The sequence below is a fragment of the Moorella humiferrea genome (assembly GCF_039233145.1).
In the GTDB taxonomy this organism is placed as follows: Bacteria; Bacillota; DSM-521; order Neomoorellales; family Neomoorellaceae; genus Neomoorella; species Neomoorella humiferrea.
Genome location: NZ_CP136419.1, coordinates 1628281 through 1644402 on the forward strand (window position 1 = coordinate 1628281; position 16122 = coordinate 1644402).

Genomic DNA, 16122 nt, shown 5'->3' on the forward strand with positions numbered 1-16122 from the left:
GGACCGCCGCTACGCTAGCCCGTAAAGGCGTAAACGTTGCGGCGGCCCCCATGGTTCCACCGTCAAACCCCGCCGGCCATAACGCAAACCTTCCCCCAGCCAGGTTGCGGTTTACCCAATAGATAGCCCTGTCCGTACTCTACGCCCAGGTCCCTTAATGCTTTTAACTCGCCCGGCTTTTCGATACCCTCAGCAATTACCTCTGCCCCCAGGTAACGGCATACCTCCAGAACCTGGGCCAGCAGCAGGCGGTTGGAAGCATTGCAGTCGCAACCCCTCACCAGTGAACGGTCTATTTTTACAAAATCAGGCCGCAGGTGCAGCGCCGCCCTAAGCTGGCCTATATCCGGCCCAACATCGTCTATGGCTATCATTGCTCCCTTTCCCCGCCAGGCGCTCAAAGTTCCCGTCAATTGCTGTATATCTCTGCAGCCATACTCGGTTAACTCGATGACCAGGCGGGGGTTCGCATAGTCGCCAGCGTCAATATCAACCAACCCTGCCGCCGTCACGTTAACACTTAAGTAACCCTCCGGCGGGTAGCCGCCGGCCAGGACCGCCTTAAAGCAGGCCGTATCAAGCTCTCCCAAAAGCCCCCAGGCCGCGACGCTTTTAAAGAGCCGCCCCGGTTTGGTAAGAATTCCCTCACCCCGTACCAAAGCCTCATATCCCCAAAGCCGCCCGGACGTAAGGTTCACCACCGGCTGGTAGTAGACCCGTATCCTTTCGGGGTGCCTTATTACCGCTTCGACGTCTCCTTTTTTGAGCAAAGGAATCACCGCCTTCCCGCCAGGGGCTGTACAGTTTCCGTTCGCCGGCAAAGTATTCTTCCACCTTTTCAATCTGGGCGGGACCGATATAGTAAACCGTTACGGGCGGCTGCCCGGGCAGCTTCATTACCATAATCTCGCTTTCTGGTATAAGGACCAGCCCCGATACCTGCACATGTACCGGCACAAACGGGTTCTTCTCCCCCACATTCGTCCACCACCTCTCACAAGTCTAGAAATAAACCGGGGTCAATAGCTGTTTCCTTCTCCACTGCTTGTTGTACCGGCGGGTTCCCGGCACCATGTTCCAGTACCGCATCGATTTTTTCTTCCAGCCTTGCCAGGCGCGTCTCCAGCATTGCGGCAATGTCCAGCCATTCCCTGGCCTTTTTTGCTCTCAAGCCCGGCAGGTAATCCCATATAGGATGGTTGTACGGAAGCCATATGTCCAGTCTTTTCATGCCTTCACGGACCATTTTTGCCCCTCCTGTACGTACACCGTCACCCGGCCTGCCAGCCCCCCGCTATTTGTACGTTTTTTAAGCCATGAAATAAGGCTTAAAACATTGAGATACTTGGACTTGTGCTGTACGTACAGGCCTATTATCCTGCCAGTCCCCGCGCTACTTTTAAGAACCCCAGGGCGTTGGCCCACTGGGGATCGGGCAGCACCGCAGCCGTCGGAAACATATTTTCTAAATCCGGCAAGTCTAATACTCCGCCGCCGGCCAGGTATACTTTCCTGACAAAGTCGGCCCTCTCGCCCCACCCGGCCAGCACCTGGTCGGCTATGGCCCGGGCTATCTCCGCCCGGGCCTTGTTAATCGTCGGGGTCATATCAACCTGCTTGCCTCGGTACCAGAGGGAACCGCTTTTTACCGTCTCCCAGGCCTGCTGGGGCGGCAGGGGCGCCCCGGTCCGCCGCCGGAATTCCTCCCGTACAGCTTCCACCAGGGCCGCCATGCCTTTATTGATGCTGAAGCACATGGTTTTCACCAGCCTCTGCCGGCCGCCCGCAATCTCTATCGCCGCGCTGTCGGTGGTTTTCTGCCCCACGTCTACCAGGGCCACGATGCCGCTATCGGGAAGATCGGGGACGGTTAGGAAAGCGCCGGCCGCTTGGGGGTAGACATAAACCCTGCTGAAGGTCACCCGTACCGGGTCATTCCTGTTGACGCTCACCTCGGCTACCAATCCCGCCAAGTGCTTCTTCAAACCTTCCCGCTGCAGCTCGTCGCGCCAGATATCCACCGGCAGCCCTACTACCAGGGCAGGGTTGCTGATCCCCATTATGCCGCTACCGGCCCGGGGCCAGTTCCAGGTTAAAACAGCGGCGGCCAGCAATACGGCGTCATGGGCCGGGTGGCTGTGTTTCTCCCAGTCCTGGAAATACTGCACCTCCCGCCCCTCCTTCAGGGCCAGTTCGCCTACCAGCCATTCCTCTACAGGACCGTCTATACCCTTTTTAATCCTTACCCGGTAGCCGGTATCGCTTTTATCCAGCCTGTCAAAGGCGTCGGGAGAACTTGCCGGGGCGACAACTGAAGGGAAAATAACTTTACCGCCTGCTGAAGATACCGCTTTGGTATAACCGAAGCCAACGTCGATGGCCAGGGCCGCCGGTTGAGGGTCGGTTTGAATTGCAAGCATCAAATCACGCTCCTTTAAAGTATCTAACGGCCTCCTAAAATAAAGAAACCGGGAACTCGATCTCCCGGCTTGAAAATTTTAGTACGTATTTCTTCCCTGTAGCACCACAAACCAATCACTGTAGGCGGTGTCTGAGATGACGGCCACGCCGTCCGCGTAAGGCGGCAGCCCGAAATTGACGGCCCCTCCGTCCGCGCCGCGACCGTCAAGCTGCATCTTAACTATTATCCCGTCAGGTACAACGGCCTTGCTGGCGTCCGTCCAGAACTCGATCAGCCAGGTCTTATTGGTCCCAATACAGCTCGTCACCCGCGGCGTCCCGCTGCCTACGACGGCTGTCCGATTCAGGTATGGGAACACAGCCGAGACAAGGGAATCGATCCCTATGCCGTCAACCTCAACGCCCACTTTACTACCGGCCTGAATCCTCGGCAGATTTGCGGCTCTGGTGCCAGGCGCGATCAAGATTGGGCCGGAAAGTGTCGGCGCCGTTTGCCCGGGCGGAGGATTGACTATCTCGACTACCCGCGGCCGCTCGAAAGCCGTAACGCAGAACCCGGCCGGGGCCGACCACCCTGATGCGTAGCCGGCGGCGTTCCACGCCCGCACCTGGACGGTGAAGCGGTAGTCGCCGCTGGCCCAGAGTACACCCGGTGGCACGTTGAAGGAATTCTGGCTGCTTATGACTTTGCCGGTGTCGTAAACAACGTTACCGCTACTCGAACGGATTACCGCTTGATAGGCACTCTGCGGCTGTGAGAAAGTCCAGCTTATTCTGGGCGTAGGCGTGGTGTAGCACGAACCTCCACCATCGATTATGGGCGGCGGCACGTCGAGGACGTCGAACGAGGCGTAGGCCGGGGCAGATTCTGTACCGTGCGAGTCCTTGACGATCAATTTAACGTTCCACTGGCCGCTCACGTCTGGATTTAACGTCCAGGTGAGGCCGGAAGACCCCTGGACGCTCTGCGTCACCGGTCCGACCCAATTACCGCCAGGCTTCTGATAATACCACATGGCGACGGCGATGGCGTCTCCGGGATCAGGGTCATAGGATCCTGTGCCGTCGGTCGTGACCGTACCTCCTGCATATATAGCCGGAGTTGCTATCTTCAACACTGCCACGGGCGGGCGGTTGGCCGTGACGGTCACTGTTGCGTTAGCTGGCGAGCTCCATTTGCCGTAAATATCTTGCGCCTGAGCCGATATGCTGTGCTGCCCTGGCGTTGCCCAAGAAATATCTATATAAGGCGTTTGGGTACTCGACGTGTCTTTGCCATCTATAATCCATTTGTAGGAATTTATCGGGTCACCGTCCGGATCCGTTGCGGTAGCCCATATTCTTATAACCTGTCCTGAATAAGCTGAAGATGGCGCCTGAAGTGAAAGCGTCGGAGCGTTATTGTAAATTGTGATGGTCTTATTAGTCGCCGCTAAAGTGTCGTAATATTCCGTTTCTGTGCCCCCAAAATAGGAGTCTGATGGGACATCGTAACTTCCAGCCCAATAAAAGAGAATGCTGTAATTCCCTTCAGGCATATAACTTGGAATTAAAAGCTGAACATCACACCAGCCGCTGGCGTCATAGGGCGTTAGCGGTACATAACAGGTCCCATTATCTTCCATATTAAAAGAATAAAACATATTGCCATCGTACCATCTGGCTTCCAGGTCATATCTAAAAGTATCTTTTCCGTGTGAAGAATAACTGTAGTTATTAAAGTAAGGCATGCACCAATACCCCAGCCAGGGGTTATAAGTGCAGCTTTCACAATACTGCATCACATAAATAGTTATTTCGACATCCCAGGAATAACGCATAGAAATTCTGTCTCCAAAATGGGCACGGGATGGTCCAGAAACGTCTGCAAAAATAAGAGGAATAGCCATTACCGAAGGTGGATAACAACTAGCCCAGGCGAGAGAAGGCATTTGTAAAAGCAAAAGTAAAGCAACAAAAAAAGAAACTAAAGTCCGGGCCAGCTTCTTTAATTTTAGGTAAAAAAATTCATAGCACCACTCCTTTCCGCTCATTTGGTTGCTCGGCTGCCGCTCGAAAGCACTTTATCCCAAAGCTCCAGCATGCCATTGACTGACGAAGCAGTGTTTGCCGCCATAAGCTCATTGTTATAGACGTAAAGAAAGGCCGGCGTTCCTTTGAAAGGCGGCGGCTCTAGCATAAAGTACACTTCCGAACCTTTAGCAAAATCATTGATTTTTTCTTCCAGTTTCTGCATATCTGCATGAAGATTTTTCTGATCCAAATATACTCCTACGATATAAGGTCTTTTATCTGCATCAATACTGCCAATACGCTGCAAAATTTTATCGCTTTCATCACTCCAAGGCGCAATTAGGATTGCCGGTTTTTGGCGCAGATCAAGGGAAAATGGGTCACCCTGCGCCGTAATTACAGGCAAAACCTGGATTATACCATGTTTAACATCAACAGATTGATTTCCAGTAGCTGTATCTGTTGTAGGTATGTAACCTCCACAAAAAGCCACCAAAATTAAAAATGCGGCAGCCGGCAGAGCTTGCCACTTTTTATTGCAGGACGAATCCTCAACCCAAAGAAACCAGCCTGCTAGCCCCCCAAAACACACGCAGATGCTAAGCAAAAACTTATAAATGGGAAAAACCGGATGAAACATTTTCATCGCCAATAACGGCAAAGACGATATTAGCCATGCAACAGCAAACACCGCAGCAGCTTTTTTCTTCTTGCCAAATACCAGCAAAACTACCAACAATAAACCGGCAAAAATCGAATTTATGACATTAACATACAGCTGCCATGAAACCAGATGAAGAAAACCATTAAAAAATGTATTAAGAGTAATTGTCAATATAGCGCTTATACACAGTAAAAGCTGGCTAATACTTAAGCGCACGACCTCATCCCCCTTTGAGTGAACAATTTTTACGGCCTGCATCTTCCATTGGGGCAAACTATTTTCGCCGCCGCCCATCTTACCGGCGTGATTGAACTTTTGCCTAAAATCTTGGTGACAGAGGTATTGATAACAGCTACTACTCCCGGCATATCCAGAGAAGTTTGCAAAGTGCCTCCGCCTCCAGGCAAAACATCGCTGGAGGTAATCCCGAAAGTATAGGGAAACCCAGCGGCTGCCATCACGCCGCCCGTTAGGCCGCCGCTGAAAACATACTTATAGGCCGCCAGCGCCCCGCCGGCGGCATAAGCATCATCGCCGTTATAAACCACCAGCACGTAGTCCGGCCTTGTTTTCATAGCCGAACCTTTTAAAGGTGTTAGGGTATTGGGGTCCAGGCCCAGGTTTTCGGCAAGTTTTCTTCTAAAAACAGCGTGGGCCGCCGCCGTGTTTATCCGCGGTCGCCCATTCGCCTGGCTGTCCGGGGTCACCTGCATGGCCGCGGCCCGGACGGCCATCTCCAGCGCCCGCTGCACGTCGATGTCGCTTTCCGTCGTCGCCTGGATATAGTCGGTCAAATAGGCCATCGCCAGCATTAGTAGGGGTAAAAAGATCAAGAACCATATCAACGCCGCGCCGTACCTGTCTTTTAACAACCGCTTCAGCATATCGGCCACTCCCCTTCCAATCGCGTCCGTGGTTACGGGCTGACCCGCTCGCTTAAAGCCGATCCCCCCACTTTAATCGTAAACCCGCCCGGCACAATCCCGCCGATAATCCTGCCGATAAGCAGCGGCTGGGGCTCCGGCCTGCAGGTGACCTGAAGGGAGAGGGTACTGGCGTCCAGGTCGGCCAGATTCCTCAACACCCTGGCCGCGCCCTGGGACTGCCGCGGCCCCTGGATATCCTGCACCGGGCAGGAAAAGGCGTTAAACCTGGCCTTTAAATCGTTTTCGTCGGCAATCGAGAGGTAACCCTCAACCTCCATACGCTGAAGGTAGTAATTGACCAGGTGTTCTGCGTACTGGTGCTTGGTCAGGATGACCCAGTAATCCACCCCGCCGAAGGTCAGGAATACCAGGACAAGGAACACGATCAAAAATTCCAGCAGGACAGATCCCCGGACATCCTTTAAAAGCCGCCGCCCGTCAAGTTTTGAATAGTATTGACGGCCGAGTTGTGGGTCGCCGCCAGCTGGCCCTTCAACGCCGCGGTTATGGCCAGTGCCGCTCCGCCTACTATCAATCCAATGATTAAAGCTTCCAGCAAAGTAAAGCCCCGGTTGTCTTTTACTACACTTTTTAAGCGCCGCCACATCTAAATTCCCCCTGCTAGGTAAAGATAGATATGCAACAACGTTACAGCCAGGGCGCCGCCGAAAACGAATATCGCCCCCGGGACCACAGGCAGGTCCGTATTGGCCCCGGCCATTTCTCCCGCCTGTTGAAACACCCTGAAGTTCTTATATCCCAGGGCTGGCACACACCCCAGACGGATTTCGCTGATCCAGGTGCCTTTCACCATGGCCGCGACATTCCAGTCATAAATCTTTAGCCTGACGGCCAGGGCCGTAACCAATCTCGCCAGGCCAGCGCCTACAAAATACACCGGCATCAGTTCCGACCCCAGCCAAACCCCCATGCCGGCGGCCAGCTTGATGTCACCCTCGCCAGGGTTTAGAAAGATAAAGGTGGCCGGGATGGCAGCCAGCCCGGCCATCAGGGCCGGTAGTACGCCGGGACCGATAAGGACAGCTTTCACCAGCCCGGCAAGGAAGAAGGGAATGGTCAGCCAGTTTTTGATCAGGCCGGTCTTTAAATCCGTATACAGCGCAGTCGCCGCAACAGCTATTATTATGAAGTTCGGCCACCAGATCATAACTGGCTGCACCTCGGATCGTTGGCATAGGCCGGATCAGAGCATTTGATGAACAGCACGTTCTTGCCGGCCAGCCCCCGCAGGGCGGCCGAAACGCCGTATCCCACTCCCGCGGCAGCCCCTGCAATTACAAGCGCCCAGATGATGTTTTCCATTGTTAAAATTGCGCCCCTTTCGCCCAGCAAAAAATTCTTAACAGCCCTGAACATCTCGAAAACACCTCCCATCAAAAAGAAAAGCCCCTCCTTTTCAGGGAGGGGCCCGCAGTTAAGTTTAGTTTCCAGTGGCACCCGTGGCAATTCCGGTGGCGCTGTCGGTAGTAAGGGTGGCGCTGTAAGTCGAGGTGTCACTCACCGCCCCGCTCATCGCCTTCATGTTCTTTACAGCATTGAAAATAGCCCCGGCCTTGCCCCGGAAGAGGGCCGTGGCGCCAAAGCCCACCAGAGCCACCCCTCCAGCGATAATCAGGCTGTAGCCGATAAGCTCGGTGGTAGTCACCGCTCCCCTCTCGCCTTTCAAAAACTCGACAATGCCTTTAAGCATGTTAAAAATACCTCCTCTTTAAAATTTAACCAACACGCAAACTGTTGATCATGCTGATGGCCCTGAAGGCCAGGGGCCCCAGCAGCATCCCCACCAGCGCGGCTACCGGCAGGAAGATGTACACCGTCGAGTAAACAGGCTTGGCCGCGATCCGCATTTCGCCTAGGCTCTGCCGCAGTTCGTCCAGGCGAAGCGCTTCTTCTTCCATTACCCCCGTGAGTTTCGCCACCCCCCCTTCCACTATTTGCATTAAAACTGCAATCAGAACATCAGCCTCTTTGAGGTTAATGTCGTTGCCCAGCTGCTCAATGGCCCTAAGCGCGCCGCCGCTCCAACTGGCAATGCACCTCTCCACCGCCGGCCTCAAAAGGGTAAGCAGCGGCAAACTGAGCTCCATGGCCTGGCGGGGAGTAAAACCCGCCCGGGTGAAGAGGTCGATGCTTTCATAAAGCACCGCGGCTTCCCGCAGTCTCTGGAAATGCGTGCGGCTCCGGTACAGCTTGACGGCCAGCTTGCCGGCCAGAAAACCAAGGGCCGCTCCTACCGGCACGGCAGCCAGCATGTAGGGCATCCTGCCGGCAATCAAGCCCGAAAAAACCGCCCCGCCCAGGGTGGGGACGATAAACCGGCGGCCGCCGCCTTCTTCCTTCTTTTTAGCCGTTATTCCCGGCTTCCTGGCCACTACCAGACCAGACAGCCGGGCTTTAAGCCGGGCTGAAGGGGTCAGGCGAAGAATTAGCAGCAAAAGCGCTCCCGCCGCCAGGCCGATGCCGCCGCCGAAAAAGGCGGGTAAAACAAGGCTCACGTTTCCACCCCGCTTAACGCCCGGTCCAGAAGCATCCCCACCAGGATGGACAGGAAGCAGACCACCACCAAGAGCCTGCCTATGGGGTTGTAGACCAGGAAATATCCCGTTTCGGGGATCAGGGAACGCATGAGCAAAAACTCCGGCAGGATCAGGGCATTGACGAACATCCCCATAAACCTGCTGTAGGCCATCCCGGAAGCGTTTTTGTAGATTAACCCCTGAAGGTTAGAGATCCGCCCGGCCAGGCGGGTAAACAGCGGCCGCACGGCCGCGTCGTCCCAGGCAAGCCTTAAAAGCTGGACGAACATCCTGCCGTATTCAAAGTCCAGCTCTTTCATAAGGAAAAGACAAACTTCGTCTATGCTTTTCCCGGCCGCCAGGTCCGTGTCGGCCTGCCGCAAGATATCCCCCAGGGGAGAAGGCACCTTCCTGGCGGTAATGCTTAAAGCCCGGGGCACCTGGGGGGTGTCGCCGAACTCGGCGGCAAAAATTCTCACAGCCACTGCCAGCTGCTCGATGATTTTGTTGCGCCTGTTCTGCACCCGGCCGATAAGCACCACGTCCGGGGCCAGGGCGATGACCAGGGCCAGGATAACGGCCGCCGGCAGGTTTTTCATCAGGATTACGCCGGCAACAAAGCCACCAACACCACCGACCAGGAGCCCCACTAGATAGCGCATCACTGGGATCCGTACTCCCGAGCGCTTGAGCATAAAGCTTGTCCTTTCCGACCAACGCTTCAGCCACGGAGGAAGTTCGTCTTCCTCATTCTCTTTGCTCAAAAAACGGCGCAGGACCAGCGGCATTTCCTCCCTTTCCCGCCGCGGCAGGGCCAGGTGCGGAATTTTCGCCAGGCGCAGGATATAGTAGCTGAAAACGCCGGCGCTCAAACCCAGCCCGGCGCCAAAAACGGTCGCCGCGGCAAGTCGCATGTAATCCATCAGGCCACCCCCGCCCTGGCAGGAAACTGGGAAATGTTTACCCCGAACATGCGCAGCTTCTCCTTCAAGCGCTCGCTGGGAGGGTTGACAAATTCCCAATCGCCGTCAAAATAGTCATATTTGCCGGGCCGCCAGACGACTAGATCGCGAAACTTGACGCCTGCCTTCTCCGTCCACACTTCGGTGACCTGGACGATCTTTTTCATCCCTTTGGTGGTGTCGGCGAACATCTGGATAATCACATCAAAAGCGTCGGCCACCCAGGTCTCGGCTATCTCCAGGGGAAGGTTCAGTCCTTCCTCCAGCATCATCTTGGCGCAGCCAGTCACGGCTTCATATGGCGAACTGAAATGGATCGTCGCCATGGAGCCGTGATGGCCCCGGGTGCAGGCTTTGATGGCCTCCACCGCCTCGCCCATACCCCGGATCTCGCCCACCATGATGATGTCCGGAGAGTAACGCAGGGTCGTCCGGAAAAGCTTTTTCATATCGCAGTTTAAATCGGCGTGTTCCTCAAGCTCGATTATGTCCCGGCCGCAGTAGTGCTCGCATAGGCGCAGTTCCACGTCTGTTTCCAGAGTTACTAATCGCAATGCCTCGGGGATATAGTTGATCAAAAAGCGCATCAAGGAAGTTTTGCCGCTGCCGACGCCGCCGGAGATAAGGATGTTGGCCCGGCCCTTGACCAGGGTGATCAAGAGGTCCAGCAGTTCCTGGTTCAAAGTGCCTGCCCTGATGAGGTTTTCCGGGGTCATTTTGAAGGTGTCGTGCTTCCTTAAGACCATGGTCCACTCCCGGGTTACGGGCGGGCAGGTGGCCGTCAGCCTGGTGCCGTCCTTACGGATGGACTCGACTATGGGCGTTGAGGCCGTCAGGGCTACGCCCCGGTCGTGGAACAGGAGCCTTGCGATGATCTTTTTGACGTGCTCGGTATCTTTAAATTTAATGCCGGTCTTTAAGTTTTTACCCCGCTTCTGGATAAAAACGGCAGAAGGACCGTTGACCCGGATCTCGTCCACTTCGGGGTCGTAGTACACCGGCTCCAGCACGTCCAGCCCCCAGGCATAGCTGAATATTTCCCTGGCCAGTTGCTCCCTCGTCATCCCCTCTACTTCCACCTGGTACTTTTCCAGGATTTCTTGTATAAGCTTCCTGGCCTTTTCTATCGCCCCGGGTAGCCCTGCCTGGGCGTCTTCAAGTATTTCTTTATGCCGGAAGGCTTCTTCTCCCCACACCTCGCTGTTGGTAATGACGTCCTGGACGAATTTCGTAGCCTCTTTCAAAGTGCGTTTGCCCAGCCTGAACTCCTGTCTCTTCTCTTTTTCCTCCGCTTTCTCAACCCTCTCGCCTCTAAAAATGCCAAGCATCTTTTCCACCTCACGGTTTCATTTTTTTGACCAGAACAATCCCTTTCGACCCGGTGGCCGCCCCCCGGACTACCTGGGCAACGTCTGAAGGGTTTACCGCAAGCACGGCGACGGCCGGCGTCTTCGGCGCCTGCGCCGCCTGCTGCAGCAGCCCCGCCTGCTGGTTGGGAACAATAGGGTTACCCTGGACGTCTACTAACTGGAGAAGCCTGGCGTTGCTTGCCAGCATGGCCCCGGGCACATTTTCCGTCTCCGCAAAGTACACGTCCACCAGGTCTCCGGGAGAGAAATATCCCCCGCCGCTCCTGGCCAGGTCAATATTGACGGCGATCACCTGCCTGTCTTCATTAGCAGCTTCTCCTACCCGTTCCAGGCGCACCTGCTCGCCCTGGTACAGCTCCGCCAAAGCCACCTTGCCGATCAGATCGTCCGGTTTTCGCGCCGTTCCAGGCTCAACGGCGCCCACCGGTACCTGTCGCCAGGTAAGATCGCCGGCTTTGATCAGGCTGTAGGCGTTGATGTTGTGGGCCGGAACTATAACCTGGGTCATCGCCTGGTGGGTGTTGATGTACCGCTGGTAATATAACCCCGAAGTTACGGCCACCCCCAGGCCGAAAATAATGGCCAGGATAACCGGGACAGGTATCGAACGCCCGGAACCGTAATTTTTGTTCCTGCCGAAGATTTTCAACCACCTCCCACGCTAAAATGAAGCCAGAAACATAAACACCCACAACCCGGCCGCCAGGCAGGTCCCAAAAGGAATGGCATCTTCGGGTATAGGAGCGTTTATATCTTCGGGTATTTTTTCTAGCGCCAGGGCTCCTTTTATGCCCCCCACAAAGGTAAGATAGGCTCCCTGAATTAAATAGAGCAGGCGCTCTTTGAGAGCCCCCTGCTTTGCCAGCTTGCCCAATCCCCAGACCGCCCCGATGCAGGAAGCTATGAAGATAACGGCCAGGGCGCCGTGTAATCCAAGCCAGGCCCCAATGGCGGCCATGAGCTTGACATCACCCCCTCCCATGCCGCCCAGAGCAAACATAACCAGGCCCAGGAGAAAGCAAGCTGATGCGCCAATAAGGCTTGCAACCCAGTTGCCCGCCCATACATGATAAAGAAACCCCGCCCCCAGTAAGGGCAGGGTAATGTAGTTAGGGACGTAGTGGCTAATAAAGTCGGTTACGCCGACTAGCGTGACTGCTAAAAAAAATAGCCATGCCGGCCAGGTCAATTGATCCACCCCCAAAATATGATTTTTCTTCCTATCAACAGAAGAGAATTTCTAGCATACGCAGAAGAAAATCATATTATCTTTTTACGTTGGGGTTACGATGAAGCAGGAAGCTATACCGAATCCTCTCCCTAACCCGGAGGGGTTAGGGAGAGGGTAGTTCACAAATCGCGAGCTTTAGTGTATTTTTCTTCAACTTCGTCTCCATATCCAGGATGCATAAGGTTGAGCAATTCTCTCACCTTAGAGTCAATCAACCCGCAATCAGATGGCACACCAGGATTTTTAAACGTTACTGCTTTGACATGGTGCAAAGAGACCCAAGTCACGGTTTGGGGAAAATCCATGTCGGCCAAAAGAATGCCTGGCTTTATCCCGCAGCTTACTTTCAGCACTTCTCCGTCTATTGAACCTGAAGCGTTCTCGCCTCCATCCAGCGTAACGCTGATTATCGGCCTTTTACCTATCGCGCGATAACACAAAAACATATCCCAGAACATGTCTTCTCGGGGAGAAACCTCAATAACAGCATCGCCCATCAGAAAACGCCACCACGCACGGCTGGCCTTCAAAGAGAAGACAAAACGCAAATAACCCAAATGGTTCGCTAATCCTGTAAATACAGCAGGAAGATAGAAGACAGCCATCCACCCTATCAATCGTAACCAAGTCAATTCCGCCAATTCTCCCGATAAAATATTTAAAAGGGTCCTGTACTTTTCAGGGAAAAATATCAAGACTACAAGAGTAACCAAACCAAAATTTATTACCCCTTTATATAGCGCTGGATAAAACCTCTGTCGCGCTTCTTCTAATTTGCCCTCCGCCCACAATCCCGCATATCCCGGAATTAATACAAAAAGAAAGGATAAAGCTAACGACAGCGTTAAACCCTCCATCAATCAACCAAACCCCCTAAAATCAATATACCTTCCCAATCTTTCCCTTAAAGTCAATTTATGAATTTTCGTTTTGGCTCCGGGAATTCCTGCCATATTATGTGTTACTACAGTAAACCATATTACAGCACAGGCGACCACCACAATAGCCAGCGCCAGTAAAGCCACCAATATCGCTACACCTAAAATATGTAAAAAAATACGCAAAAGAAACGAACGCCAATCGATAGCAGCTTCCGGCCAAGGCAATGCCAGCAAAAAGATAGGCATAAAAAAAAGCCATAACAAGAGGATCCATACGCCCTGGTCCCTTACAAACTCCCGGTAGCTTTTATGCTCTTTGTAACCGTATTTTGGCATCAAATAAAACCCCTCCTTGGCAACCTATTTTGTACCCCCAACTTACATCCTCCCCTATTCAGGGGTGGGGAGGATGTCACCCTAACCAATCATTTTTCCTCAATGGCTTTAGCCCCCTCGACGTGGCTTACCTGGCCGTTATCCAGGAACACCAGGGCGGGAACCCCCTTAACACCTTTAGGAGGCTCTGAAGCCAGGTACACCGTCGCGCCTTCTAATCTTCTATCTAATCGCTTGAAATATTATCCAGGTAAAGCCAATCACGACAGCTAACATGAATAAACTAAACATAAATTCATCATCCTCTTTCACCGCTTCTTTCCATAAGGGAACTTTAGCCAGAAATCTTTTTAACGATTTAAAAAACATTATTTATCCCCTCCCGAAATATGTTATTTTTATAAAAAGGGGTGGTAACACATAATGGATACTATCGTAAATACATTGTTAATTGCTATTTCACAAATATCCGCCACGCTTACTGGACTGGCTTTTGTGGCTTTCTCTTTTCACTTTAAAAATCCGGATAAGATTAAAGAAAACACAAGCACTCCTTTTTCATTTATGTTTACAAACCTCTTTTCCCCCACCATACTCAGCTTGCTAGCAGTTTTAAATCCTCAAACCACCAAACTACTTATATATGTTCAACCCCTATTGTTTAATCTGGCCTCTATGCTCGCATTAGTTACAATAAAAAAAAGAAGGATTTCCCACTATATCGTATTTTTAATGCCATTAATCCTTTTTCCCCTTATATTAGTTAGTATTAACGAACAAACGCAACTACCAATAATCCTGGTAGCTATTTCACTTTTCCAGATTCTTGTTTCAACAAATCAAGCATGGGTCATATATAGAAACCTTTGAATAACATCCCCTCCATCAGAGGTCTATTTTTGGAAGTAAAAACCCGACGCGCCACCAAGGCAAATCAGCATATTTTCCTGCATCATAATTTTTCATCTATCGGCTTTACCCTCAATCAAATTTCTCCTCAACAGCTTTAACGCCCTCGACGTGGCTTACCTGGCCGTTATCCAGGAACACCAGGGCGGGAACCCCCTTAACACCTTCAGGAGGCTCTGAAGCCAGGTACACCGTTGCCCCTTCTAATCCGTTTCTTTTAAGCTTCGCCTTAATATCCCCCTGATCATTTCCCCGCAGGTAAGTAAACACCAGGTAAGGCTGCCTGTCTTCCGGCAGCTGCGCCATCTCCTGAAGGGCCTCGTCGCAGTGTGGGCACCACCAGGCGACAAAGAGAGCCGGGCGCGCGGCAAGGTCCAGGGTTACCGGCCTGTTATCCATTGTTGTGACCACAAGGCCGGGATGCTTATTTGTATCAGTTTTAACGCTGGATGGAAGGCTTTTTGAGCCTGTTGATATCTTTTTTTCTACAAAGTCCTGCTTTGGCAGACTAGCCGTCTCCTCTTTTTCAGCCGGTACGGAAGAAATGACTTTCTCCGGCGGCACAGCAGGCGCGGCCGCGGCAGGGACCACCCGGGGATTAAAAGCCAAAAGGCCTGCAACCATTATCAGCCCGGCCCCAGCAAGAACGGCAGGCACCAGAAAAACGCGCCTGGGAGGGTAAATCGTAACATAAACAGCCAGAAGGACTTCTACCAGCAGGAATTTCAGACAGACAGGGCAGAGCTCCCCCGTCCCCCGCCAGGCCAGGAAAAGAAGTAAGGCATGGGCGGCCGCCCCACCGTAGATAATTGCAAGTGCGGCCTTCTTTTTAGTCGCAGTAAAACCGCCGAAGCAGAGGACGGCGGAGAGGGAATAATAAGCCGCCCCCCAGAGAAGCAGGGGGCGGCCGAAGATATAGCTTACGGCACTGCAGGCCGAGGATGGGCAACTATAAGGGTTAAAACCGATTGACCATAAGCAAAAAGAACCCAGAGTTAAAAGCAGGTAAATTAATCCAGAAAGCATTTTGTATTCCCCCTAATTTTGGCAGGAAAAAGGTCTTAATAGGAGTATTAAAAATAAAAAAGTTTCTTATCTGCTCTATAACATTGCTTTAAGAAGATAGTAACAGTAAACCAAGATAATAAAAGAAACACCCGCGCAAAGAAGTGCCCATCCTATCAAAATGTCATATACTGATATCCATTCAAGGAGGCGTTTTGATAATTGTTTAAGATTTTGTGGCCTTTTGTGGTCATAATCCCCTTGATCGTTCCTATGCCTATTGTCCTCTTGGTGCTCACGATTTTGATCATTATTAGTCCTATAATAATGTTTCGTTATAGTCATCAAAAAAAGGTTTTTCTTAAACGCACGGATGTAAAATGGTGGGTATCTACCATATTTACTTTGGGCCTGATATGTACTTTGGGGTTGTTCTTTGCAACCTGCAAAGGAATTATCTACAGGGGAAATATACTTCGCTTTTCTTTCTGGCTGATAAACGTCGGATTGCTTTTGCATTTACATTCTCTCCTTACCCTTAAACAAATGTTCCATGCTGAACCAGCGATATTAGAGCGACAAACCATAGTATCCGATGGACCATATCAATTAGTACGGCACCCTATTTATCTTGCATACATATTGCTTCATCTTGGAATGAGCCTTACTACGGGCAGGGTATTTATTGGGCTATTGCTAACCACCCCCACAGTATTCTGGGCTATTCAAAGGGCAATGCTAGAAGAAACGCTCCTTGCAGACGGGGAGACAAAGGATTCATATCTGTCTTACGCTTCTTCGACACCAATGCTATTTCCTACAGCGCGTAGTATAATAAGGTTTCTACAAAAAACCTATGGTAGTTAA

General features: G+C 52.3%; 24 protein-coding genes. 2 read left to right on the forward strand and 22 right to left on the reverse strand.

All coding sequences use genetic code 11. The features are described from left to right. Positions 1–62 precede the first annotated feature (62 nt). From MHFGQ_RS08510 to MHFGQ_RS08605, 20 genes are all read right to left on the reverse strand, one after another. A complete protein-coding gene (locus tag MHFGQ_RS08510; protein WP_170066276.1) occupies positions 63–770 on the reverse strand; it encodes an EAL domain-containing protein in 708 nt (235 codons plus the stop codon). Further along, positions 664–957, reverse strand: a complete 294-nt coding sequence (locus MHFGQ_RS08515) for a hypothetical protein (protein ID WP_170066277.1) — start codon at positions 955–957, stop codon at positions 664–666. The genes MHFGQ_RS08510 and MHFGQ_RS08515 overlap by 107 nt, the downstream gene beginning before the upstream one ends. Before the next feature lie 37 nt (positions 958–994). Further along, complete coding sequence (locus tag MHFGQ_RS08520) at positions 995–1246, reverse strand: hypothetical protein (protein WP_106005516.1); 252 nt, start codon at positions 1244–1246, stop codon at positions 995–997. 127 nt (positions 1247–1373) lie between these two features. After that, the gene (locus MHFGQ_RS08525; RefSeq protein WP_106005517.1) at positions 1374–2420 is read right to left on the reverse strand and encodes a ParM/StbA family protein; all 1047 of its coding nucleotides are present in this window, start codon (positions 2418–2420) and stop codon (positions 1374–1376) included. A gap of 78 nt (positions 2421–2498) precedes the next feature. Then, the gene (locus MHFGQ_RS08530) at positions 2499–4454 is read right to left on the reverse strand and encodes a hypothetical protein (protein ID WP_146127142.1); all 1956 of its coding nucleotides are present in this window, start codon (positions 4452–4454) and stop codon (positions 2499–2501) included. Beyond that, entirely contained in the window at positions 4451–5314 is an 864-nt protein-coding gene (locus tag MHFGQ_RS08535; protein ID WP_106005519.1) for a hypothetical protein, read from the reverse strand. Before MHFGQ_RS08535 ends, MHFGQ_RS08530 begins: the two co-directional genes overlap by 4 nt. Before the next feature lie 29 nt (positions 5315–5343). After that, a complete protein-coding gene (locus MHFGQ_RS08540) occupies positions 5344–5982 on the reverse strand; it encodes a TadE/TadG family type IV pilus assembly protein (protein WP_106005520.1) in 639 nt (212 codons plus the stop codon). 32 nt (positions 5983–6014) lie between these two features. Beyond that, entirely contained in the window at positions 6015–6407 is a 393-nt protein-coding gene (locus MHFGQ_RS08545; RefSeq protein ID WP_170066278.1) for a hypothetical protein, read from the reverse strand. Between the two features lie 38 nt (positions 6408–6445). Continuing rightward, complete coding sequence (locus tag MHFGQ_RS08550; RefSeq protein WP_170066279.1) at positions 6446–6631, reverse strand: type II secretion system protein; 186 nt, start codon at positions 6629–6631, stop codon at positions 6446–6448. Continuing rightward, on the reverse strand, positions 6632–7192 hold the full coding sequence (locus tag MHFGQ_RS08555; RefSeq protein WP_106005522.1) for a prepilin peptidase: 561 nt from the start codon (positions 7190–7192) through the stop codon (positions 6632–6634). Further along, positions 7189–7401: a hypothetical protein gene (locus MHFGQ_RS08560; protein WP_106005523.1), complete on the reverse strand. Its 213-nt coding sequence runs from the start codon at positions 7399–7401 to the stop codon at positions 7189–7191. The genes MHFGQ_RS08555 and MHFGQ_RS08560 overlap by 4 nt, the downstream gene beginning before the upstream one ends. A 64-nt stretch (positions 7402–7465) precedes the next feature. Then, complete coding sequence (locus MHFGQ_RS08565; RefSeq protein WP_106005524.1) at positions 7466–7735, reverse strand: hypothetical protein; 270 nt, start codon at positions 7733–7735, stop codon at positions 7466–7468. Positions 7736–7760: 25 nt separating this feature from the next. Beyond that, entirely contained in the window at positions 7761–8540 is a 780-nt protein-coding gene (locus MHFGQ_RS08570; protein WP_106005525.1) for a hypothetical protein, read from the reverse strand. After that, positions 8537–9484, reverse strand: a complete 948-nt coding sequence (locus MHFGQ_RS08575) for a type II secretion system F family protein (RefSeq protein WP_106005526.1) — start codon at positions 9482–9484, stop codon at positions 8537–8539. The genes MHFGQ_RS08570 and MHFGQ_RS08575 overlap by 4 nt, the downstream gene beginning before the upstream one ends. Continuing rightward, positions 9484–10851, reverse strand: coding sequence for a CpaF family protein (locus tag MHFGQ_RS08580; protein ID WP_106005527.1), 1368 nt, complete (start codon positions 10849–10851; stop codon positions 9484–9486). Before MHFGQ_RS08580 ends, MHFGQ_RS08575 begins: the two co-directional genes overlap by 1 nt. A 10-nt stretch (positions 10852–10861) precedes the next feature. Next, positions 10862–11542, reverse strand: coding sequence for a Flp pilus assembly protein CpaB (gene cpaB / locus MHFGQ_RS08585; protein ID WP_106005528.1), 681 nt, complete (start codon positions 11540–11542; stop codon positions 10862–10864). A gap of 12 nt (positions 11543–11554) precedes the next feature. Then, on the reverse strand, positions 11555–12082 hold the full coding sequence (locus MHFGQ_RS08590) for a prepilin peptidase (protein ID WP_106005529.1): 528 nt from the start codon (positions 12080–12082) through the stop codon (positions 11555–11557). A 161-nt stretch (positions 12083–12243) separates the two neighbouring features. Then, complete coding sequence (locus tag MHFGQ_RS08595; protein WP_106005530.1) at positions 12244–12984, reverse strand: hypothetical protein; 741 nt, start codon at positions 12982–12984, stop codon at positions 12244–12246. Continuing rightward, positions 12985–13344 carry a hypothetical protein gene (locus tag MHFGQ_RS08600; protein ID WP_106005531.1) on the reverse strand — a complete coding sequence of 120 codons (360 nt, stop codon included), beginning with the start codon at positions 13342–13344 and terminating at the stop codon, positions 12985–12987. It lies immediately after the preceding gene. Positions 13345–13563: 219 nt separating this feature from the next. Then, positions 13564–13710 (reverse strand): hypothetical protein, encoded by a 147-nt coding sequence (locus MHFGQ_RS08605; protein WP_170066280.1) that lies wholly within the window; start codon positions 13708–13710, stop codon positions 13564–13566. Positions 13711–13764: 54 nt separating this feature from the next. On the opposite strand from MHFGQ_RS08605, the gene MHFGQ_RS08610 reads away from it, so the two are divergent. Then, entirely contained in the window at positions 13765–14211 is a 447-nt protein-coding gene (locus tag MHFGQ_RS08610; protein ID WP_106005532.1) for a hypothetical protein, read from the forward strand. Positions 14212–14322: 111 nt separating this feature from the next. Here the strand turns inward: MHFGQ_RS08610 and MHFGQ_RS08615 are convergent, their stop codons facing one another. Continuing rightward, positions 14323–15276 (reverse strand): TlpA family protein disulfide reductase, encoded by a 954-nt coding sequence (locus MHFGQ_RS08615; protein ID WP_106005533.1) that lies wholly within the window; start codon positions 15274–15276, stop codon positions 14323–14325. 75 nt (positions 15277–15351) lie between these two features. Then, positions 15352–15774 (reverse strand): hypothetical protein, encoded by a 423-nt coding sequence (locus MHFGQ_RS08620; RefSeq protein ID WP_245907840.1) that lies wholly within the window; start codon positions 15772–15774, stop codon positions 15352–15354. A 27-nt stretch (positions 15775–15801) separates the two neighbouring features. On the opposite strand from MHFGQ_RS08620, the gene MHFGQ_RS13990 reads away from it, so the two are divergent. Further along, positions 15802–16122 carry a methyltransferase family protein gene (locus MHFGQ_RS13990; protein WP_373995951.1) on the forward strand — a complete coding sequence of 107 codons (321 nt, stop codon included), beginning with the start codon at positions 15802–15804 and terminating at the stop codon, positions 16120–16122.